Origin of the sequence: Streptomyces sp. NPDC101181 (assembly GCF_044767975.1) — a bacterium.
Classification (GTDB): Bacteria; Actinomycetota; Actinomycetes; order Streptomycetales; family Streptomycetaceae; genus Streptomyces.
This window is the reverse complement of the sequence record NZ_JBIWOX010000002.1, coordinates 157,939-173,859: the sequence shown is the minus strand read 5'-3', so window position 1 is coordinate 173,859 and position 15,921 is coordinate 157,939. Positions and strand designations below refer to the sequence as shown.

14 protein-coding genes and 1 riboswitch are annotated in these 15,921 nt (G+C 72.8%); of the genes, 7 read left to right on the top strand and 7 right to left on the bottom strand.

Annotated features, from left to right (window positions below):
- Positions 1-2: 2 nt before the first annotated feature.
- A complete protein-coding gene (gene thrC / locus ACIRRU_RS04385) occupies positions 3-1,304 on the bottom strand; it encodes a threonine synthase (protein ID WP_363203793.1) in 1,302 nt (433 codons plus the stop codon).
- An 18-nt stretch (positions 1,305-1,322) separates the two neighbouring features.
- Positions 1,323-1,450, bottom strand: a riboswitch (SAM riboswitch).
- Between the two features lie 153 nt (positions 1,451-1,603).
- Here thrC and ACIRRU_RS04380 point away from each other — a divergent pair.
- Positions 1,604-2,554, top strand: coding sequence for a glucosyl-3-phosphoglycerate synthase (locus tag ACIRRU_RS04380; protein WP_403676980.1), 951 nt, complete (start codon positions 1,604-1,606; stop codon positions 2,552-2,554).
- A gap of 62 nt (positions 2,555-2,616) precedes the next feature.
- Entirely contained in the window at positions 2,617-4,017 is a 1,401-nt protein-coding gene (locus tag ACIRRU_RS04375; RefSeq protein ID WP_403675985.1) for a trehalose-6-phosphate synthase, read from the top strand.
- A 60-nt stretch (positions 4,018-4,077) separates the two neighbouring features.
- Here the strand turns inward: ACIRRU_RS04375 and otsB are convergent, their stop codons facing one another.
- The 3 genes from otsB to ACIRRU_RS04360 form a co-directional block, all read right to left on the bottom strand.
- Positions 4,078-4,929 (bottom strand): trehalose-phosphatase, encoded by an 852-nt coding sequence (otsB, locus tag ACIRRU_RS04370; RefSeq protein WP_403675982.1) that lies wholly within the window; start codon positions 4,927-4,929, stop codon positions 4,078-4,080.
- A 101-nt stretch (positions 4,930-5,030) separates the two neighbouring features.
- Positions 5,031-5,369 (bottom strand): DUF3263 domain-containing protein, encoded by a 339-nt coding sequence (locus ACIRRU_RS04365; RefSeq protein WP_403675979.1) that lies wholly within the window; start codon positions 5,367-5,369, stop codon positions 5,031-5,033.
- A gap of 97 nt (positions 5,370-5,466) precedes the next feature.
- Entirely contained in the window at positions 5,467-6,720 is a 1,254-nt protein-coding gene (locus ACIRRU_RS04360) for an extracellular solute-binding protein (protein WP_403676977.1), read from the bottom strand.
- 473 nt (positions 6,721-7,193) lie between these two features.
- On the opposite strand from ACIRRU_RS04360, the gene ACIRRU_RS04355 reads away from it, so the two are divergent.
- The 3 genes from ACIRRU_RS04355 (at position 7,194) to ACIRRU_RS04345 (ending at position 10,448) form a co-directional block, all read left to right on the top strand.
- Positions 7,194-8,087, top strand: coding sequence for an ROK family protein (locus ACIRRU_RS04355; RefSeq protein WP_403676973.1), 894 nt, complete (start codon positions 7,194-7,196; stop codon positions 8,085-8,087).
- Positions 8,087-9,244 carry an N-acetylglucosamine-6-phosphate deacetylase gene (nagA, locus tag ACIRRU_RS04350; protein ID WP_363203798.1) on the top strand — a complete coding sequence of 386 codons (1,158 nt, stop codon included), beginning with the start codon at positions 8,087-8,089 and terminating at the stop codon, positions 9,242-9,244. Before ACIRRU_RS04355 ends, nagA begins: the two co-directional genes overlap by 1 nt.
- A gap of 277 nt (positions 9,245-9,521) precedes the next feature.
- A complete protein-coding gene (locus ACIRRU_RS04345) occupies positions 9,522-10,448 on the top strand; it encodes a 1-phosphofructokinase family hexose kinase (protein WP_403675976.1) in 927 nt (308 codons plus the stop codon).
- A gap of 104 nt (positions 10,449-10,552) precedes the next feature.
- Here ACIRRU_RS04345 and ACIRRU_RS04340 read toward each other — a convergent pair whose 3' ends face one another.
- Both ACIRRU_RS04340 and cdgB read right to left on the bottom strand, forming a co-directional pair.
- A complete protein-coding gene (locus tag ACIRRU_RS04340) occupies positions 10,553-11,578 on the bottom strand; it encodes a carbohydrate-binding protein (RefSeq protein ID WP_403675973.1) in 1,026 nt (341 codons plus the stop codon).
- Between the two features lie 143 nt (positions 11,579-11,721).
- Positions 11,722-13,377 carry a diguanylate cyclase CdgB gene (gene cdgB / locus ACIRRU_RS04335; RefSeq protein WP_403675971.1) on the bottom strand — a complete coding sequence of 552 codons (1,656 nt, stop codon included), beginning with the start codon at positions 13,375-13,377 and terminating at the stop codon, positions 11,722-11,724.
- Between the two features lie 481 nt (positions 13,378-13,858).
- On the opposite strand from cdgB, the gene ACIRRU_RS04330 reads away from it, so the two are divergent.
- Complete coding sequence (locus tag ACIRRU_RS04330; protein WP_403675969.1) at positions 13,859-14,365, top strand: flavin reductase family protein; 507 nt, start codon at positions 13,859-13,861, stop codon at positions 14,363-14,365.
- Between the two features lie 119 nt (positions 14,366-14,484).
- Here ACIRRU_RS04330 and arfB read toward each other — a convergent pair whose 3' ends face one another.
- The gene (gene arfB, locus ACIRRU_RS04325) at positions 14,485-14,919 is read right to left on the bottom strand and encodes an alternative ribosome rescue aminoacyl-tRNA hydrolase ArfB (RefSeq protein WP_363203803.1); all 435 of its coding nucleotides are present in this window, start codon (positions 14,917-14,919) and stop codon (positions 14,485-14,487) included.
- Positions 14,920-15,101: 182 nt separating this feature from the next.
- On the opposite strand from arfB, the gene ACIRRU_RS04320 reads away from it, so the two are divergent.
- The gene (locus tag ACIRRU_RS04320; RefSeq protein ID WP_363203804.1) at positions 15,102-15,677 is read left to right on the top strand and encodes a TerD family protein; all 576 of its coding nucleotides are present in this window, start codon (positions 15,102-15,104) and stop codon (positions 15,675-15,677) included.
- Positions 15,678-15,921 lie beyond the last annotated feature (244 nt).

Here is a 15,921-nt window from a genome sequence, read left to right as displayed (position 1 = left end):
GGTCAGGCGGAGGCGAGACCGGCGGCGCGGAACGCGTCCAGGCTCGGCTTGATGGTCGCCGTGGCCTGCGACGTCGGGGCGACCGCGTCGAGCGTCTTGAGCCCGTCGCCGGTGTTCAGCACGACGGTGGTGAGCGAGGGGTCGATCACCCCCGCCTCGATCAGCTTCTTCGTCACGCCGAGCGTGACCCCGCCCGCCGTCTCACCGAAGATGCCCTCGGTGCGGGCCAGCAGCTTGATCGCCTCGACGACCTTCTCGTCGTCCACGTCGTCCACCGCGCCGCCGGTGCGGCGGGCGATGTCCAGGACGTAGGGGCCGTCCGCGGGGTTGCCGATGGCCAGGGACTTGGCGATGGTGTTCGGCTTCTGGGGACGTACGACGTCGTGCCCGGCCTTGAAGGCGGCGGCGACCGGGGAGCACCCCTCGGCCTGCGCGCCGAAGATCCGGTACGGCCTGTCCTCGACCAGGCCGAGCCTGATCAGCTCCTGGAACCCCTTGTCGATCTTGGTCAGCTGGGAGCCGGAGGCGATCGGGATGACGATCTGGTCGGGCAGCCGCCAGCCGAGCTGCTCGCAGATCTCGTACGCCAGGGTCTTGGAGCCCTCGCCGTAGTACGGGCGGAGGTTGACGTTCACGAAGCCCCAGCCCTCGCCGAGCGGGTCACCGATCAGCTCCGAGCAGAAGCGGTTCACGTCGTCGTAGTTGCCCTCGATGCCGACCAGCTCACCGCCGTACACCGCGGCCATGACGACCTTGCCCTGCTCCAGGTCGTGCGGGATGAACACGCACGAGCGCAGTCCGGCGCGGGCGGCCGCAGCGCCGACGGCACCGGCCAGGTTGCCCGTGGAGGAGCAGGAGAGCGTGGTGAAACCGAAGGCGCGGGCCGCCTCGACGGCGATCGCGACGACGCGGTCCTTGAAGGAGTGCGTCGGGTTGCCGGAGTCGTCCTTCACGTACAGGCCGCCGGTGACGCCCAGCTCGCGGGCGAGGTTGTCGGCCCTGACCAGCTTGGTGAAGCCGGGGTTCAGGTTGGGCTTCTCCGCGACGTCGGCCGGGACCGGCAGCAGCGGGGCGTAGCGCCAGATGTTGTCCGGACCGGCCTCGATGCGCCTGCGCAGCTCCTCCGGGTCACCGGCGGGCAGGTCGTAGGCCACTTCCAGCGGCCCGAAACAGGAGGCGCAGGCGAAGAGCGGGCCGAGCGCGAAACGCTCGCCGCACTCGCGGCAGGAGAGTGCCGCGGCGGGACCGAGGTCGACTGTCGGGGCGGCGGAAGCGGAGGTTCCTGCGACGGTCTGAACAGCCATGATGGCGGAGGCCCTTTCTCCTCATCTTCCTCGCGACGCGTTTCGCCACGAGACGGAATTGGCACCTTCCCCACCGTGACCTCGCGGTCGGCAGGAGGGTTGCCGGGACTTCAACGGGCCGTTCCCTCAGTCCCTCTGGATGAGCTCTGTGGCACCGGATCTTCGATCCGGGCGTTTATGTGCGCTCCGACCCCGACATGCGGCGGTCATCCGCGTTGTTCAAGACTGTAACCGAAGCACCCCACCGTCGAGACAGCCGTCCGAACCGCGAGATGGATCACACCCAGGGAGAGCCGACCGTGCTGGAAGAGGTGGAACGCTGGCTGACCAGGCGTTCCTGGTCGTCCGCCGACCGCCCGCTGACCCGCCTCACCGAGGTCCGGGCCGCCGACCCGCACCGCTCGTCGGTGAGCGTGGTGCTGCCCGCGCTGAACGAGGAGGCGACGGTCGGGGCGATCGTGGAGACCATCCGGCGCGAGCTTATGGAGCGGGTCCGGCTGGTCGACGAGCTGGTCGTGATCGACTCCGGCTCCACCGACGCCACCGCCGCCGTCGCCGCCGCGGCGGGCGCCCGGGTGGTCCACCGGGACGCGATCCTGCCGCGGATCCCGGCCCTGCCCGGCAAGGGCGAGGTGCTGTGGCGGTCACTCCTGGTGACCAGCGGCGAGATCGTCTGCTTCGTCGACGCCGACCTCAAGGACTTCTCCGCGGACTTCGTCTCGGGCACGGTCGGACCACTGCTCACCGACCCGTCCGTGCAGTTCGTGAAGGCGATGTACGACCGTCCGCTCGGGGACAGCGCGGGGCAGGGCGGCCGGGTGACCGAGCTGGTGGCGCGGCCGCTGCTCAATCTGCACTGGCCGCTGCTGGCCGGGTTCGTGCAGCCGCTGGGCGGGGAGTACGCGGTGCGGCGCTCGCTGCTGGAGCGGCTGCCGTTCCCGGTCGGTTACGGGGTGGAGCTGGGGCTGCTGGTGGACGCGCTGCACACCGTGGGCCTGGACGCGATGGGCCAGGTCGACGTCGGCGTACGCGTCCACCGCCACCAGGACGGGCAGGCGCTGGGCCGGATGGCGGCGGCGATCTACCGCACCGCCCAGCTCCGGCTGTCCCGGGGCCATCTGGTGCGGCCCGCGCTGACCCAGTTCGAACGTGGCGAGGGCGGCTTCGTGCCCCGTACCCACGCGGTGGACACCGAGGAGCGGCCGCCGATGCGGGAGATCGCGGAGTACGCGGCACGCCACGCCGCGTGAGGACGCTCACCGGTCCCCGGCACGCGCGTTTGGCGGCTTCCCTCACGGGCTAGGTTCCGCTCATGGTCACCGAGCACGCCGAAAACACCGGCCCGTCCACCGCCCAGGTCCTCGTCGCGTCCAACCGCGGCCCCATCACGTACACCCTGGGTGAGGACGGGACACTCGACGCCAAGCGCGGCGGCGGCGGTCTCGTCTCCGGGCTGAGCGCCGTCGACGACAAGCTGTGGGTCTGCGCCGCCCTCGGCGACGGCGACCGCGAGGCGGTGCGGCGCGGGGTCGGCGAGCCGGGCGTGCGGATGCTGGACATCGACGCCGGAACGCACGCCGACGCCTACAACGGCATCGCCAACTCCGTGCTCTGGTTCGTCCACCACCTGCTCTACCAGACGCCCGTGGAGCCGGTCTTCGACGCGGAGTTCCGCCGGCAGTGGGCCTCCTACGAGGCGTACAACCGGGCCTTCGCCGAGGCGCTGGCCGAGGAGGCGGGGCCGGAGGCGGCGGTCCTGGTGCAGGACTACCACCTGGCCCTGGTCCCCGGGATGCTCCGCGAGCTGCGCCCGGACCTGCGGATCGGCCATTTCTCGCACACCCCGTGGGCGCCCGTCGACTACTTCCGGCTGCTCCCCGACGACATCGCGGAGCAGTTGCTGCGCGGCATCCTCGGCGCGGACCGGGCCGCGTTCCTGACCCGGCGCTGGGCGGACGCGTTCATCGGCTGCTGCACGGAGATCCTCGGCGGCACCGGCCGGACCAGGATCGGGGTGCACGGGCTGGGGGCCGACGCGGACTTCCTGCGGCGGCGCTCGCAGGAGCCGGACGTGGAGCAGCGGATGGTGTCGCTGCGGGAGCAGATCGGCGAGGGCCGCAAAACCGTCGTCCGGGTGGACCGCACCGAGCTGTCCAAGAACATCGTGCGCGGCCTGCACGCGTACCGCACGCTGCTGGAGACCCGCCCCGAGTGGCGCGAGCGCGTCGTCCACGTCGCCTTCGCCTACCCCTCCCGCCAAGACCTCGCCGTCTACCGCGACTACACGGCGGCCGTGCAGACGCTGGCCACGGAGATCAACGGGGCGTACGGGACGGAGAGCTGGACGCCGGTCGTCCTCCACGTGAAGGACGACTTCGCCCGCTCGCTCGCCGCCTACCGGCTGGCGGACGTGGCCCTGGTCAACCCGATCCGCGACGGTATGAACCTGGTCGCCAAGGAGGTCCCGGTCGTCTCCGACCAGGGCTGCGCGCTGGTGCTGTCGCGGGAGGCGGGGGCCTACGAGGAGCTGGGCGAGGACGCGATCGTGGTGAACCCGTACGACGTGACGGGCACCGCCGAGGCGCTGCACGAGGCCCTGACGATGAGCGGCGACGAGCGGTCGGGCCGCACGAAGCGCCTGGCCGAGGCGGCGACCGCGCTCCCGCCGCAGCAGTGGTTCCTCGACCAGCTGGAGGCGCTGCGGCAGGGGTAGGCGGCCGGGGCCGGGCACCCGGTCACTCCGGGCGGTCCGCCGGGGCCGGGCATCCGGCGGCTACAGGCGGTCCGCCAGTGCCGCCAGGAAGTCCACCACCGCGGCCGGGCCCGGCACCAACAGGTCCGCCCGCTCGGCCAGTTCGGGCACCTCGCCGCTGCCACTGCACACCAGCAGGCCGGGGATACCGCCCTCTCCCCCGGTGCGCAGCTTCTCCACCGCGGCGAACGCGGCGAGGTCCCCGAGGTCGTCGCCCGCGTACACCACGGACCCGGCGTCCAGCTCGGCGACGTACTCCGCGAGCGCGACGCCCTTGTCCATGCCGGGCGGGCGCAACTCCAGCACCAGGCGGCCCGGTTCGACGATCAGCCCGTGCCGGGCGGCCAGTTCGCCGAGGGGGCCGCGCAGCGACTCGAAGGCCGCCTGCGGGTCCTCGGCACGCCGGGTGTGGACGGCGACGGCCTGCCCCTTCTCCTCGATCCAGGTGCCGTGCCAGGCACCGAACTCGTCCAGCACGCCCGGGAGTTCGGCACGCACGGCGTGGATACCCGGGTGCGGGGCGGGAGCGTGGACGGTGCCCGTCACCGCGTCCCAGCGCTCGGCACCGTAGTGCCCGAGGACGACGAGGCGCTCCAGGCCGGGGACGTCCGCGAAGCCGCCGTGGCGCACGGCGACACCCGCCGGGCGGCCGGTGATCACCGCGATGGCGGCGACCTTGGGCGCGAGCGCGGCGAGCGCGCTCACCGCGCCGGGGTGGGCGCGGGCCTGCTCGGGGTCCGGGACGATGTCGGCGAGCGTGCCGTCGAAGTCGAGCGCGACGACCGCGCGGTCGGGGCGGGCGAGGACGGCGCTGAGCCCCTCGCGGCCTGCCGGGGTGGTCGGGGTCGGAAGGTCTTCCGCGTGACTGCCCATGGGTCGAGCCTAGCGGGGCGCGCTCCCGACGGCCCAGGCCCCTCGGGCGACCGGGGAACGCCCCGGCGCGGGCTCCGCGCGCCGCGGTCGAGGGCGGCCGCTCAGCGTCTGCCCCGCCGGGTGTGCCGCAGCCCGCGCAGGCGGTTCACCGTGACCGGGTCCTCCCGCAGCGCCCGCTCGTCCTCGATGAGCGCGTTCAGCAGCTGGTAGTAGCGGACCGGCGAGATCCCCAGCTCCTCGCGGATCGCCCGCTCCTTCGCACCCGGCCCCGCCCAGGGCCGCCGCTCCAGGGCGAGCACCGCCCGGCTCCGTGCGGAGAGGCCCCCGGGACGCTCGACGCGTTCGTCACGCTCGCCGCGGGCGGCGTCCTCGACGCGGTCGGCACCGGGGGCGGGATCAGGGTCGGGCGCGGGGTCGGCGGCGGGGTCGGGAGCGGTCATGCCAGCCAACCTAACGCCCGCCTCCGACACCGGCACCGGCTACCGGCACCGGCCAGCGGCCACCGGCACCGGCTGCTGTCGGCACCGGCTGCCGGTCCTACTCGGCGGCCTCCGCCTGCCTCGCCTCCGTGGATATCCCGCCGAGCACGCTCTCGGGGTTGCTGCCCGGCTCGACCGCCTCGCCGATCCTCTTCTTGACCGTGTCGCTCACGGTGGCCCAGGAGGTCTTGCCGAACGGGGGCAGCGTGGAGTTCGGCAGGGCCGCCAGGAACTCGGTCAGCTTCTGGTGCTTCTTGTCCGACTCCATCGCCGCGGAGGCCGTGCCGGTGACCGGGAGCAGGTCGTACTCGTCGGCGAAGGTGAGGACGTTCTCGTCGGAGTACGCGTAGTCGAGGAACTTCCCGATCTCCTTGCGGTGACCGTTCGCCTTGAAGCCCATCATCCAGTCGGCGACGCCCATGGAGCCCTCGGCGGGCCCGTCGGCACCGGGCAGCGGCACCATGCCGACCTTGATGCCCTTGGCCTCGGCCTCGTCCATCAGCGTCGGGTGGCCGTTGAGCATGCCGACGTCACCCGCGGTGAACGCCTCGAAGGCCTTGGCCCGGTCGAGCTTGCCCGGGGCGACGGGGCCGGTGAGGCCCTTGCCGACCAGGTTGTCCCGCAGCCAGCGGAAGGTGTTGATGTTCGCGGTCGAGTCGATGTCGTACGCGCCGACCTCGTCGGTGTAGCCGCCGCCACCGCTGAGCAGCCACATCAGGGTCTCGGCCTGCGCCTCCTCCTGGCCGAGCGGCAGGGCGAAGGGGTATTCGACGCCCTTCGCCTTGAGCGCGGCGGCGTCGGCCGCGATGTCGTCCCAGGTCTCGGGGGCGTCCAGACCCGCCTGGCCGAAGAGCTTCTCGTTGTAGAAGAGCAGCCGGGTGCTGGCGACGAAGGGCAGCCCGTACAGCGTGCCGTCGACCCGGCCCGCGTCGGTCAGCGAGGGGAGGAAGTTGGCGGAGGTGCGGATGGCGAGCGTCTCGTCCGCGCTGTAGAGCTTGCCGTCCTTGGCGTAGTCCGCGTACGCGCCGATCTGGGCGATGTCGGGGGCGTCGCCCGCCTTCACCATCTCGGCGACCTCGCGGTCGACGTCCTTCCAGGACAGGACGGTGACCTCGACCTTGATGCCGGGGTTCTCCCGCTCGAAGCCGGACGCGACACCACTCCAGTACTTCTCGGAGCTGTTGGCGGCGCCGGTGCCGTAGTCGGCGGCCACCAGCTTCAGGGTGACGTCACCCGAGCCGCTGCCACCGCCGCCGCAGCCGGACACCGCTGCCGTCATTCCCAGCGCGGCCACCGCCGCGGTCAGACCCATCAAGCGCCGCTGCACAGCCTCGCCCATCCTCGTCGGTCGCCTTGCTCACGGCCGGTGCGCACGGCGTCGCCACGCGGCCGCCCGCGCGGCTGTGGTACAGCCGTTATTTCCGGTACACCGTCCGGATGAACTGCGATTTTCCCCTATGGCCGAGGCAGTGGTCTACCTGGGTGGCGTATCGCTTCGGCAACGTATCGAGGCCGCGATCAGGCCCTTCGGGCGTCAACTGGCGTGCGCGCCCTGGCAGTCCGGCGACCCCTGCCCGTATCTTGGTCCAGACCTTCGGCGCGGATCCCCGCCGATCCCGGTCACCATTTCGTCGCTTTACGGTGCATACTGCCGCGCCTTCACCCGTTCCTCATTTTGTATGGGTGCGCAACAAACAGCGCTAGTGGACTAGACCTTTTAGGGGTCGGCGGGCGAAACTGTCTCCCGTGAGACATGTCATCGCCCTCGATGTGGGCGGCACCGGAATGAAGGCCGCACTGGTCGGGACCGACGGCACGCTCCTCCACGAGGCGCGGCGGGCCACCGGCCGGGAGCGCGGCGCCGACGCGGTCGTCGAGACCATCCTCGGCTTCGCCGCGGAGCTGCGCGCCCACGGCGAGAAGCACTTCGGCGAGAGCGCCGCCGCCGCGGGCGTCGCCGTCCCCGGGATCGTCGACGCCGAACGGGGCGTCGCGGTGTACGCCGCGAACCTGGGCTGGCGCGACGTACCGCTGCGCGCCCTGCTCGGCGAGCGGCTCGGCTCCCTCCCCGTCGCCCTCGGCCACGACGTGCGCACCGGCGGGCTCGCCGAGGGGCGGATCGGGGCCGGGCGGGGCACGGACCGCTTCCTGTTCGTCCCGCTGGGCACCGGGATCGCCGGCGCCATCGGCATCGGGGGCGCCATCGAGGCGGGCGCCCACGGGTACGCGGGCGAGATCGGCCACATCGTGGTCCGCCCGGACGGGCCCGACTGCGGCTGCGGCCAGCGCGGCTGTCTGGAGACCCTGGCCTCCGCCGCCGCGGTGACCCGGGCCTGGGCCGCGGCCTCCGGGGACCCCGAGGCGGACGCCGCGGACTGCGCGAAGGCCGTCGAGTCCGGCGACCCGGCGGCGATCGCGGTCTGGGCCGACGCGGTCGACGCGCTCGCCGCGGGGCTGGTCACCGCGCTCACCCTGCTGGACCCGCGCCGCATCATCATCGGTGGCGGGCTCGCCGAGGCCGGGGAAACCTTGTTCACACCACTGCGTGCGGCCGTCGAGGAACGCGTCACGTTCCAGAAGCAGCCCCACATCGTCCCGGCGGCCCTCGGGGACACCGCCGGATGCCTGGGCGCGGGGCTGCTCGCCTGGGATCTACTCTCCACGGAGGTTTCCGCCTGATGGCCGGACGCGCAGCAGACAGCACCGTTCTCGCCGGCGCCCGGGTGGTGCTCCCCACCGGCACCGTCGAGGACGGCCGGGTGACCGTCGAGGGCTCGCGGATCTCCGCACACGCGCCCGAGGGCGCACGGACCCTGGACCTGACCGGCCACTGGGTGGTCCCCGGCTTCGTGGACATGCACAACCACGGCGGCGGCGGCGCCTCCTTCACCTCCGGCACCGTGGACGAGGTCCTCACCGGCATCCGTACGCACCGCGAGCACGGCACCACCACCCTGGTCGCCTCCACGGTCACCGGAGAGATGGACTTCCTGGCCCGGCGCGCGGGGATCCTGTCCGAGCTGGTCGAGCAGGGCGACCTGGCCGGCATCCACTTCGAGGGCCCGTTCATCTCGCCGTGCCGCAAGGGCGCCCACAGCGAGCAGCTGCTGCGCTACCCGGACCCGGCCGAGGTCCGCACACTGGTCGACGCCGGGCGGGGCGCCGCCCGCATGGTCACCCTCGCCACCGAACTGCCGGGCGGCATCGACTCCGTACGGCTCCTGGCCGAGCTCGGCGTCATCGCCGCCATCGGCCACACGGACGCCACCTACGAGCAGACCGTCGAGGCCATCGACGCGGGCGCGACCGTCGCCACGCACCTGTTCAACGCGATGCCCCCGCTCGCCCACCGCGAGCCCGGCCCGATCGCCGCCCTCCTGGAGGACGACCGGATCACCGTCGAACTGATCAACGACGGCACCCATCTGCACCCGGCGGTCCTGGAGCTGGCCTACCGCCACAAGGGCGCGGGCCGGGTCGCGCTGATCACCGACGCGATGGACGCGGCGGGCTTCGGCGACGGCGAATACCAGCTCGGCCCGCTCGCGGTCGAGGTCCGCGACGGGGTGGCCCGGCTGGTCGAGGGCGGCTCGATCGCGGGCTCCACACTCACGCTGGACACCGCGTTCAGGCGGGCCGTCACCCTCGACGAGATCCCCGTGGAGGACGTCGTCCGGTCCATCTCCGCCAACCCGGCGCGGCTGCTCGGCGTCTACGACCGGGTCGGCTCGCTGGACGCGGGCAAGGACGCGGACCTGGTCGTCCTGGACGAGGACTTCGTCCTCAAGGGCGTGATGCGCCAGGGCGAGTGGATCGTCGAGCCCAAGACGGCCTGAGGCCTGCGGGCGGGGCCCTCAGGACGCGCGGTACGGGCGGGGACCCGCAGGCCGTGAGGATGGGCCGGGGGCCCGCAGGACGTTCACCACGTAACGAAGCGATGGCGGTCGGCGCCCGGGGCTGGGCCGACCGCCATCGCTTTGACATGATCATCAACAGCGCGGGCCGCGAGCGACCACGCGCACCGCCGCGGCCGGTGGCCCGGCCCCCGCGCCAGACCCGCCACAGCCCCCGCGACAGACCCCGGGGCCCCGCACCGAGGAGGGAGCGGCCGAGGTGATCCTGACCGTCACGCTCAACACCGCGCTCGACGTGACATACACCGTCGACGCGCTCGTCCCGCACGGCAGCCACCGGGTCGACGAGGTCATCGAGCGCCCCGGCGGCAAGGGCCTCAACGTCGCCCGGGTCCTCGGCGCACTCGGCCACGACACCGTGGTCACCGGCTTCGTCGGCGGCGCGACCGGGGACGTCCTGCGCTCCCTGCTCGCCCCGCTCCCGCCGCGCGACGCCCTCGTCCCCGTCGCCGGGAACACCCGCCGCACGCTCGCGATCACCGACCGCTCCACCGGCGACACCACCCAGCTCAACGAGCCCGGACCGCACGTGGGCCCCGCCGAATGGGACGCCTTCCTCGGCCGCTACACCGGACTCCTCGCGGACGCGGAAGCGGTCGCGCTCTGCGGCTCCCTGCCGCCCGGCATCCACGTGGGGGCCTACGCCGAGCTGGTCCGGGCCGCCCGCGCCGCCGCCGTACCCGTGCTCCTGGACACCAGCGGCGAGCCCCTGCGCCGGGGCGTCGCCGCCCGCCCGGACCTGGTCAAGCCGAACGCGGAGGAGCTGGCCCGGCTGACCGGGGCCCGTGAACCGCTGCGCGCCGCCGGGGACGCCCGCCGCCGCGGGGCGCACGCCGTCGTCGCCTCGCTCGGCCCCGAAGGCGTGCTCGCCGTCACCCCCGAGGGGACCTGGCGGGCCGCCCCGCCCGCACCGGTCCGCGGCAACCCGACCGGTGCGGGCGACTCCGCGGTGGCCGGGCTGCTGTCCGCCCTGGCCGAGGGGCTGGACTGGCCGGAGCGGCTCGCCCGCGCGGTGGCCCTGTCGGCGGCGACGGTCCTGGCCCCGGCGGCCGGGGAGTTCGACGCGGCGGCCTACGCGGAGCTGCTGGGGCGCGTCACGGTGGAGCCGCACGCGCCGACGCCCTGAGACGCCGCCGGACACGCCGACGCCCCGGGCGCCCTGGGGCGGACATGCCGACGCCCCGGCCACCGGGCGGTGGTCGGGGCGTGGGCCGGGCCCGCCGGGCGGGGTCAGTTCTTGATGTGTCCCGCCTTCAGCTCCAGCTGGTCGAGGTTGGCGTCGCACTCGTCGCCCGTCTCGCAGGACAGCCTGAGGGTGTTGGAACCCTCGTCGAGCTGGACGTAGGCGTAGGTGTTCGTCCAGCCCTTCTCCAGGTCGCCCTCTTCGGCCTGCGCGAAGTTCTTCATGTTGATGGAGCGCGGCTGCTGCGCGTTGACGGTCAGGGTCGTCTTGGCGTCCTTGCCGGGCACGCCGTACGTCACGTACAGGGTGTACGCCCCGGCCTCGGGGACCTCGACGGTCCAGGTGGCCGAGCGGCCGACCTCGTTGAGGTTGATGTAGTTGCCGTTCGCGCCCTTGGCGCCCTCGACGCTGCTGTCGAGCGACGCCGAGCCGCCCAGCGTCAGCGTCGCCGCGTCCTGCTTGGGAAGCTCGACCGGCTTGGGCGTCTCCTCGGGCTTCTGCGACTCCGGCTTCTTCGACTCCTCGACCTGGCCGGAGGAGCCCTGCGAGGAGGACGCCTCGCTGCCCTTGCCGTCCTTGCCGCCGTCGTCGCCGGTGAGCAGGGCCGCGCCGATGCCGACGAGGACGACCGCGACCACGGCGACCGCCGCGATCAGGAGCACCCTGGTGTTCGGGCCGCCCCGGCCACCGGACCCACCCCGGCCGCCGGTCCCGCCCCGGGCGCCGGACCCGCCGCCGCCCGGCACCGAGCCGTGCTGCGCGGTGGTCGGACCGCCGTAGGTCTCGGGGGCCGCGTACTGCGGGTTCGGTTGGTTGTACTGCTGCGCGGGCTGGCCGTAGCTCTGCTGGGGCGGGTAGCCGTAGCCGCCCTGCTGCTGCCCGTACTGACGCTCGCCGACCGCCCGCACCTGGTTGTAGGACGTCCGCGGCACGCCCGGCTGCGCGGCCGGACCCGGGTAGCCGTACCCGCCCTGGCGGGGCGGCTGGGCGCCTGCCGCCTGTCCGTCCGCGTACAGGTAGCCGAACGGATCGTCTTCCTCGGGCTTGCTCGCGCCGTTGTTCCCGGCCGTCATCCCTGGGTCACTCCTCACCATCTCGCCAGCCGTCGCCGACCGGCCGAGCCTACCCCGAACGGAGCACAGCCCGAATGGCGATCTTGGTCCGGCAGGGCCCCGGGGAACGCGTACGGGGTAGGGGAGGAACAGCTCCGTGAACGTCAGCCGGCCCGGCGGTGAACCTTGGACCGGGACCGCTTCTCCACGTACATCCGCTGGTCGGCGGAGCGCAGGACCTCTTCCGCGGTCATCCCGCAGGCGGCCCAGCCGATGCCGAAGCTCGCGCCGACCCGGACCGCGCGACCATCGACCCTTATGGGCGGAATGATGGCATTTCTCAGGCGAACGGCCAGGTCAGCGGCGTCCGCCGCCCCGAGGCCGTCGGCGAGGACGACGAATTCGTCACCCCCGAGCCGGGCGACGGTGTCACCGTCCCGCACACAGGTGGTCAGCCGCCGGGCCACCTCGATCAGGACGGCGTCACCGGTGTGGTGCCCGAAGCGGTCGTTGATGGACTTGAAGCCGTCCAGGTCGCAGAAGAGGACCGCGAGCCCCTTCGTCCCGTCGTCGCGCTCCGGGTCCGGGGCCACGGCGTGCACATGGTGGTCGTAGGGACCGCCGCCGGGCAGCGCCTCCCCTTCGTACCCGTCGGCGCGGTAGCCGTGGGTGAGGGAGGACTCGACGTCCCCGTACGCCGCGTCGAGCGCCTCGATCGCGGTCGCGGCCGGGGCGTGGGGGCGCTCGCAGATGCGGGCGCTGAGCCGGGCCCGCAGCTCGGCGCTGTTGGGCAGCCCGGTCAGCGCGTCGTGCGAGGCGCGGTGCGCGAGGTTCAGCTCGTGCCGCTTGCGCTCCTCGATGTCCTCGACGTGGGTGAGCAGGAAGCGCGGCCCGTCCGCGGCGTCGGCGACCACCGAGTTGCGCAGGGAGACCCAGAGGTACGTACCGTCCCGGCGGCTCAGCCGCAGCTCGGCCCGGCCGCCCTCGGCGGAGGTCCGCAGCAGGGTGCCGATGTCCTCGGGATGGACCAGGTCGGCGAAGGAGTGGCGGCGCAGCACGGAGGCGGGGCGGCCCAGCAGCCGGCACAGCGCGTCGTTGGTGCGCAGCAGCCTGCCGCGCTGGTCGCCGCCGATCTCGGCGATGGCCATACCGCTGGGCGCGTACTCGAAGGCCTGCCGGAAGGACTCCTCACTGGCCCGCAGCGCCTGCTGCTCCCGCTCCAGGCGGACCAGCGCGCGCTGCATGTTGGACCGGAGGCGGGCGTTGCTGATCGCGATGGCGGCCTGGGAGGCGTACATCTGGAGCGCCTCGCGGCCCCAGGCCCCGGGGCGGCGCCCGTTGCGCGGCCGGTCGACGGATATGACGCCGAGGAGGTCCCGGCCGCCGCCGGAGGCGTACATCGGGGCGTAGAGGCGGTCCAGCGGGTGCCACTCGTCCTCGAACCGCGGCTCCGGGCCCTCGGTGTGCCACTGCGGTACGTCGTCGTCGAGGAGGACCCAGCCCTCGGTGTGCGGGATGAACCGCAGCTCGCCCCAGCCCTGGCCCATGGCGAGACGGCGGTCCCAGGAGTCGCGGGAGCCGACCCGGCCGGTGATGAGGGCCTCGGCGGCGGAGTTGCCCGCGAACGCGGCGACGACGAGGTCGCCCTCGGGCCGGACCAGGTTGACGCAGGCCAGCTCGTATCCGAGGCCCGCGACGATGCCGTCGACCACGGACTGCAAGGTGTCCGCCAGGCTCCGCGCCGTGTTGAGATCAGCGACGGCCTGATGCAGCTGCCGCATGGTCGCAAGACGGACGTACGGCTCCGACTCGGCCTCCATCGTTCGCTCTCCCCGAGACCTCGACAGCAACTCCAGGTTTCATATCGACGTACTTGTTGCAGTGTCACGGCCACTGAATCACAGTGAGCTGTGCACCCGGTACACAGGGTCAACGGAAATTGGACTCTGTGACTCAAGTCACAATAGATGATCATGTGTTGGCCGCGCAGGGAAATGACGAGGCTGGTTCCGGTTGGACTCCGACGGGTCCCGGATCCTGGCATCCCCGGTCGCCGGGGACCCCGGTGCCGGGGCGGGACCTCGGTTCCATGGCGCCGGGGCGGGACCTCGGGTTCCATGTGGCCGGGGCGGGACCTTGGGTTCCCCGGTGCCGGGGTGGGACCTCGGGTTCCGGAAGTCCTAGGACCTGCCTGGTCCCCTGGCCCGATGCGGCCGCCTCGGCGCCGGAGCTAGCGTTTCCGGTGTGCTCCAGACGACGACCCCCACCCCGCCCCCCGATCCCATCCCCCATGCTGAGGGCGTGAGCAACGACGAGTTCCGCGCCGCCCTCGCGCGGCTGGCCGCCGGGGTGGTGCTGGTCACCGCCCAGGAGCCGCCCCTGGACGAGGACGGCCGGGGCGAGGACGTCGGTATGACGGCGACCGCCTTCATGTCCGTGTCCCTGGACCCGCCCCTGGTGATGGTGAGCCTGCGCAACGGCTCCCGGATGGACGACCTCCTGGACGAGCAGCCCCTGTGGGCGGTCTCCGTCCTCGCCGCGAGCCAGCGGCACATCGCGGGCCGGTTCGCGATGAAGGGCCGGATCAGCGACCGGCTGCTGTTCGAGGACGTCGCGTACGCGCGCGGCGCGGTGTCGCACGCGCCGCTGATCGGCGGTGCGCTGGCCACGCTGGAATGCCGGACCGAGCAACGGGTGGTGGCCGGGGACCACACCCTGGTGATCGGACGGGTGCTGACGGCGGAGCTGCCGAGCCCGGACGGGGACCCGCTGACGTACTTCAAGGGCCGCTACCGGCACTTGGGGTGATCTGCTGGGTGACCCCGAACCCCCGAACGCGTCGCGCGGGCGGGGAGCCGCGGGCGGGGAGCGAGGAGGTCGGGAGCGGGGAGAGCGGGAGCGGGGAGAGCGGGGAGAGCGGGAGCGGGCTACCAGTCGCGGCCCGAGCGGCCGCGCTTCGTGTCGCCGCGCTGCTTCTTCTCGCGCAGTCTGCGCTCGTTGATCCCGCGTGGGATCTTCCGCTTGACGCGCGGCTTCGGTGGCGGCGCCGTGGCCTCCGCCAGGAGGGCGGCGAGCCGCACGGCGGCCGTCTCCCGGTTGCGCCACTGCGAGCGGTGCTCGGAGGCCCGTACGGACACCACGCCGCCCACCAGCCGGCCCGCGAGCCGCTCCAGCGCCCGCGCCTTCCACACCTCGGGGAGCGCGTCGGTGGCGGCCAGGTCGAAGCGCAGCTCCACCTGGGAGTCGCTGGTGTTGACGTGCTGGCCGCCGGGGCCGGAGGACCGCGAGAAACGCCACATCAGCTCGGCCTCCGGAAGGGAGACCGAACCGCGGATGACATAGGGCCCGGACATGACACCCATGGTCCCCGCCCCGCGCCCTGTTCGTCACCTTCTTTTGCGAGCCCCGCCCACCCCTTCCGGAGGAAGTTCGGCAAAGAAAGTAAAGCGGGCAGGAACCTCATGGTCTGCTGCTTGCGTTATGACGGGTGACGGTAGCTTCGTGATGGCACGGAGCCCGCACACGACGAGGAAAGGGACTTCCCATGGCAGTAAGCCTGTCCAAGGGCGGCAACGTCTCGCTCACCAAGGAGGCACCGGGCCTGACCGCCGTCACGGTCGGCCTCGGCTGGGACGTCCGCACCACCACCGGCACCGACTTCGACCTCGACGCCTCGGCCATCGCGGTCAACCCCGCGGGCAAGGTCGTCTCCGACGGTCACTTCGTCTTCTTCAACAACAAGGCGACGCCGGACCAGACCATCGTGCACACCGGTGACAACGTCACGGGTGAGGGCGAGGGCGACGACGAGCAGATCAACGTCAACCTGGCAGGTCTGCCGGCCGACGTGGACAAGATCGTCTTCCCGGTCTCCATCTACGACGCCGAGGCCCGCAGCCAGAACTTCGGCCAGGTCCGCAACGCGTTCATCCGCATCATCAACCAGGCCGGCGGCACCGAGATCGCCCGCTACGACCTGAGCGAGGACGCCGCCACCGAGACCGCCATGGTCTTCGGCGAGCTCTACCGCAACGGTGCCGAGTGGAAGTTCCGCGCGGTCGGCCAGGGTTACGCCTCGGGCCTGCGCGGCATCGCCCAGGACTTCGGCGTCAACCTCTGACGCGTCCGTCCTCCGACGCGTTTGTGGTCCGGCGTCACCCCGGGAACACGCGTCACCCGCTTCACCGCTTCACCCGAGCCCCCGGCCGCACCACGCGGCCGGGGGCTCCGGCGTGTGACGCGCCGTCAACCACACCGTGCACCGCATACCGGCGCACCGCTGCGTCGACACACCGGCGCACTGGTGCGCTGACGCACCCGTCACGCTGACGCGCTGAAGCGCCGACGCGCCGCGATGCCGACGC

Excerpts from the sequence above, each read along its gene's own strand:
- nagA (WP_363203798.1), top strand. The coding sequence starts at position 8,087 with ATGGCCGGACGCGCAGCAGACAGCACCGTTCTCGCCGGCGCCCGGGTG.
- cdgB (WP_403675971.1), bottom strand. The coding sequence starts at position 13,377 with ATGGAGGCCGAGTCGGAGCCGTACGTCCGTCTTGCGACCATGCGGCAG.
- ACIRRU_RS04320 (WP_363203804.1), top strand. The coding sequence starts at position 15,102 with ATGGCAGTAAGCCTGTCCAAGGGCGGCAACGTCTCGCTCACCAAGGAG.
- ACIRRU_RS04360 (WP_403676977.1), bottom strand. The coding sequence starts at position 6,720 with ATGGGTCTGACCGCGGCGGTGGCCGCGCTGGGAATGACGGCAGCGGTG.
- ACIRRU_RS04355 (WP_403676973.1), top strand. The coding sequence starts at position 7,194 with ATGAAGGCCGCACTGGTCGGGACCGACGGCACGCTCCTCCACGAGGCG.
- ACIRRU_RS04365 (WP_403675979.1), bottom strand. The coding sequence starts at position 5,369 with ATGACCGCTCCCGACCCCGCCGCCGACCCCGCGCCCGACCCTGATCCC.
- thrC (WP_363203793.1), bottom strand. The coding sequence starts at position 1,304 with ATGGCTGTTCAGACCGTCGCAGGAACCTCCGCTTCCGCCGCCCCGACA.
- ACIRRU_RS04375 (WP_403675985.1), top strand. The coding sequence starts at position 2,617 with ATGGTCACCGAGCACGCCGAAAACACCGGCCCGTCCACCGCCCAGGTC.
- arfB (WP_363203803.1), bottom strand. The coding sequence starts at position 14,919 with ATGGGTGTCATGTCCGGGCCCTATGTCATCCGCGGTTCGGTCTCCCTT.
- otsB (WP_403675982.1), bottom strand. The coding sequence starts at position 4,929 with ATGGGCAGTCACGCGGAAGACCTTCCGACCCCGACCACCCCGGCAGGC.
- ACIRRU_RS04340 (WP_403675973.1), bottom strand. The coding sequence starts at position 11,578 with ATGACGGCCGGGAACAACGGCGCGAGCAAGCCCGAGGAAGACGATCCG.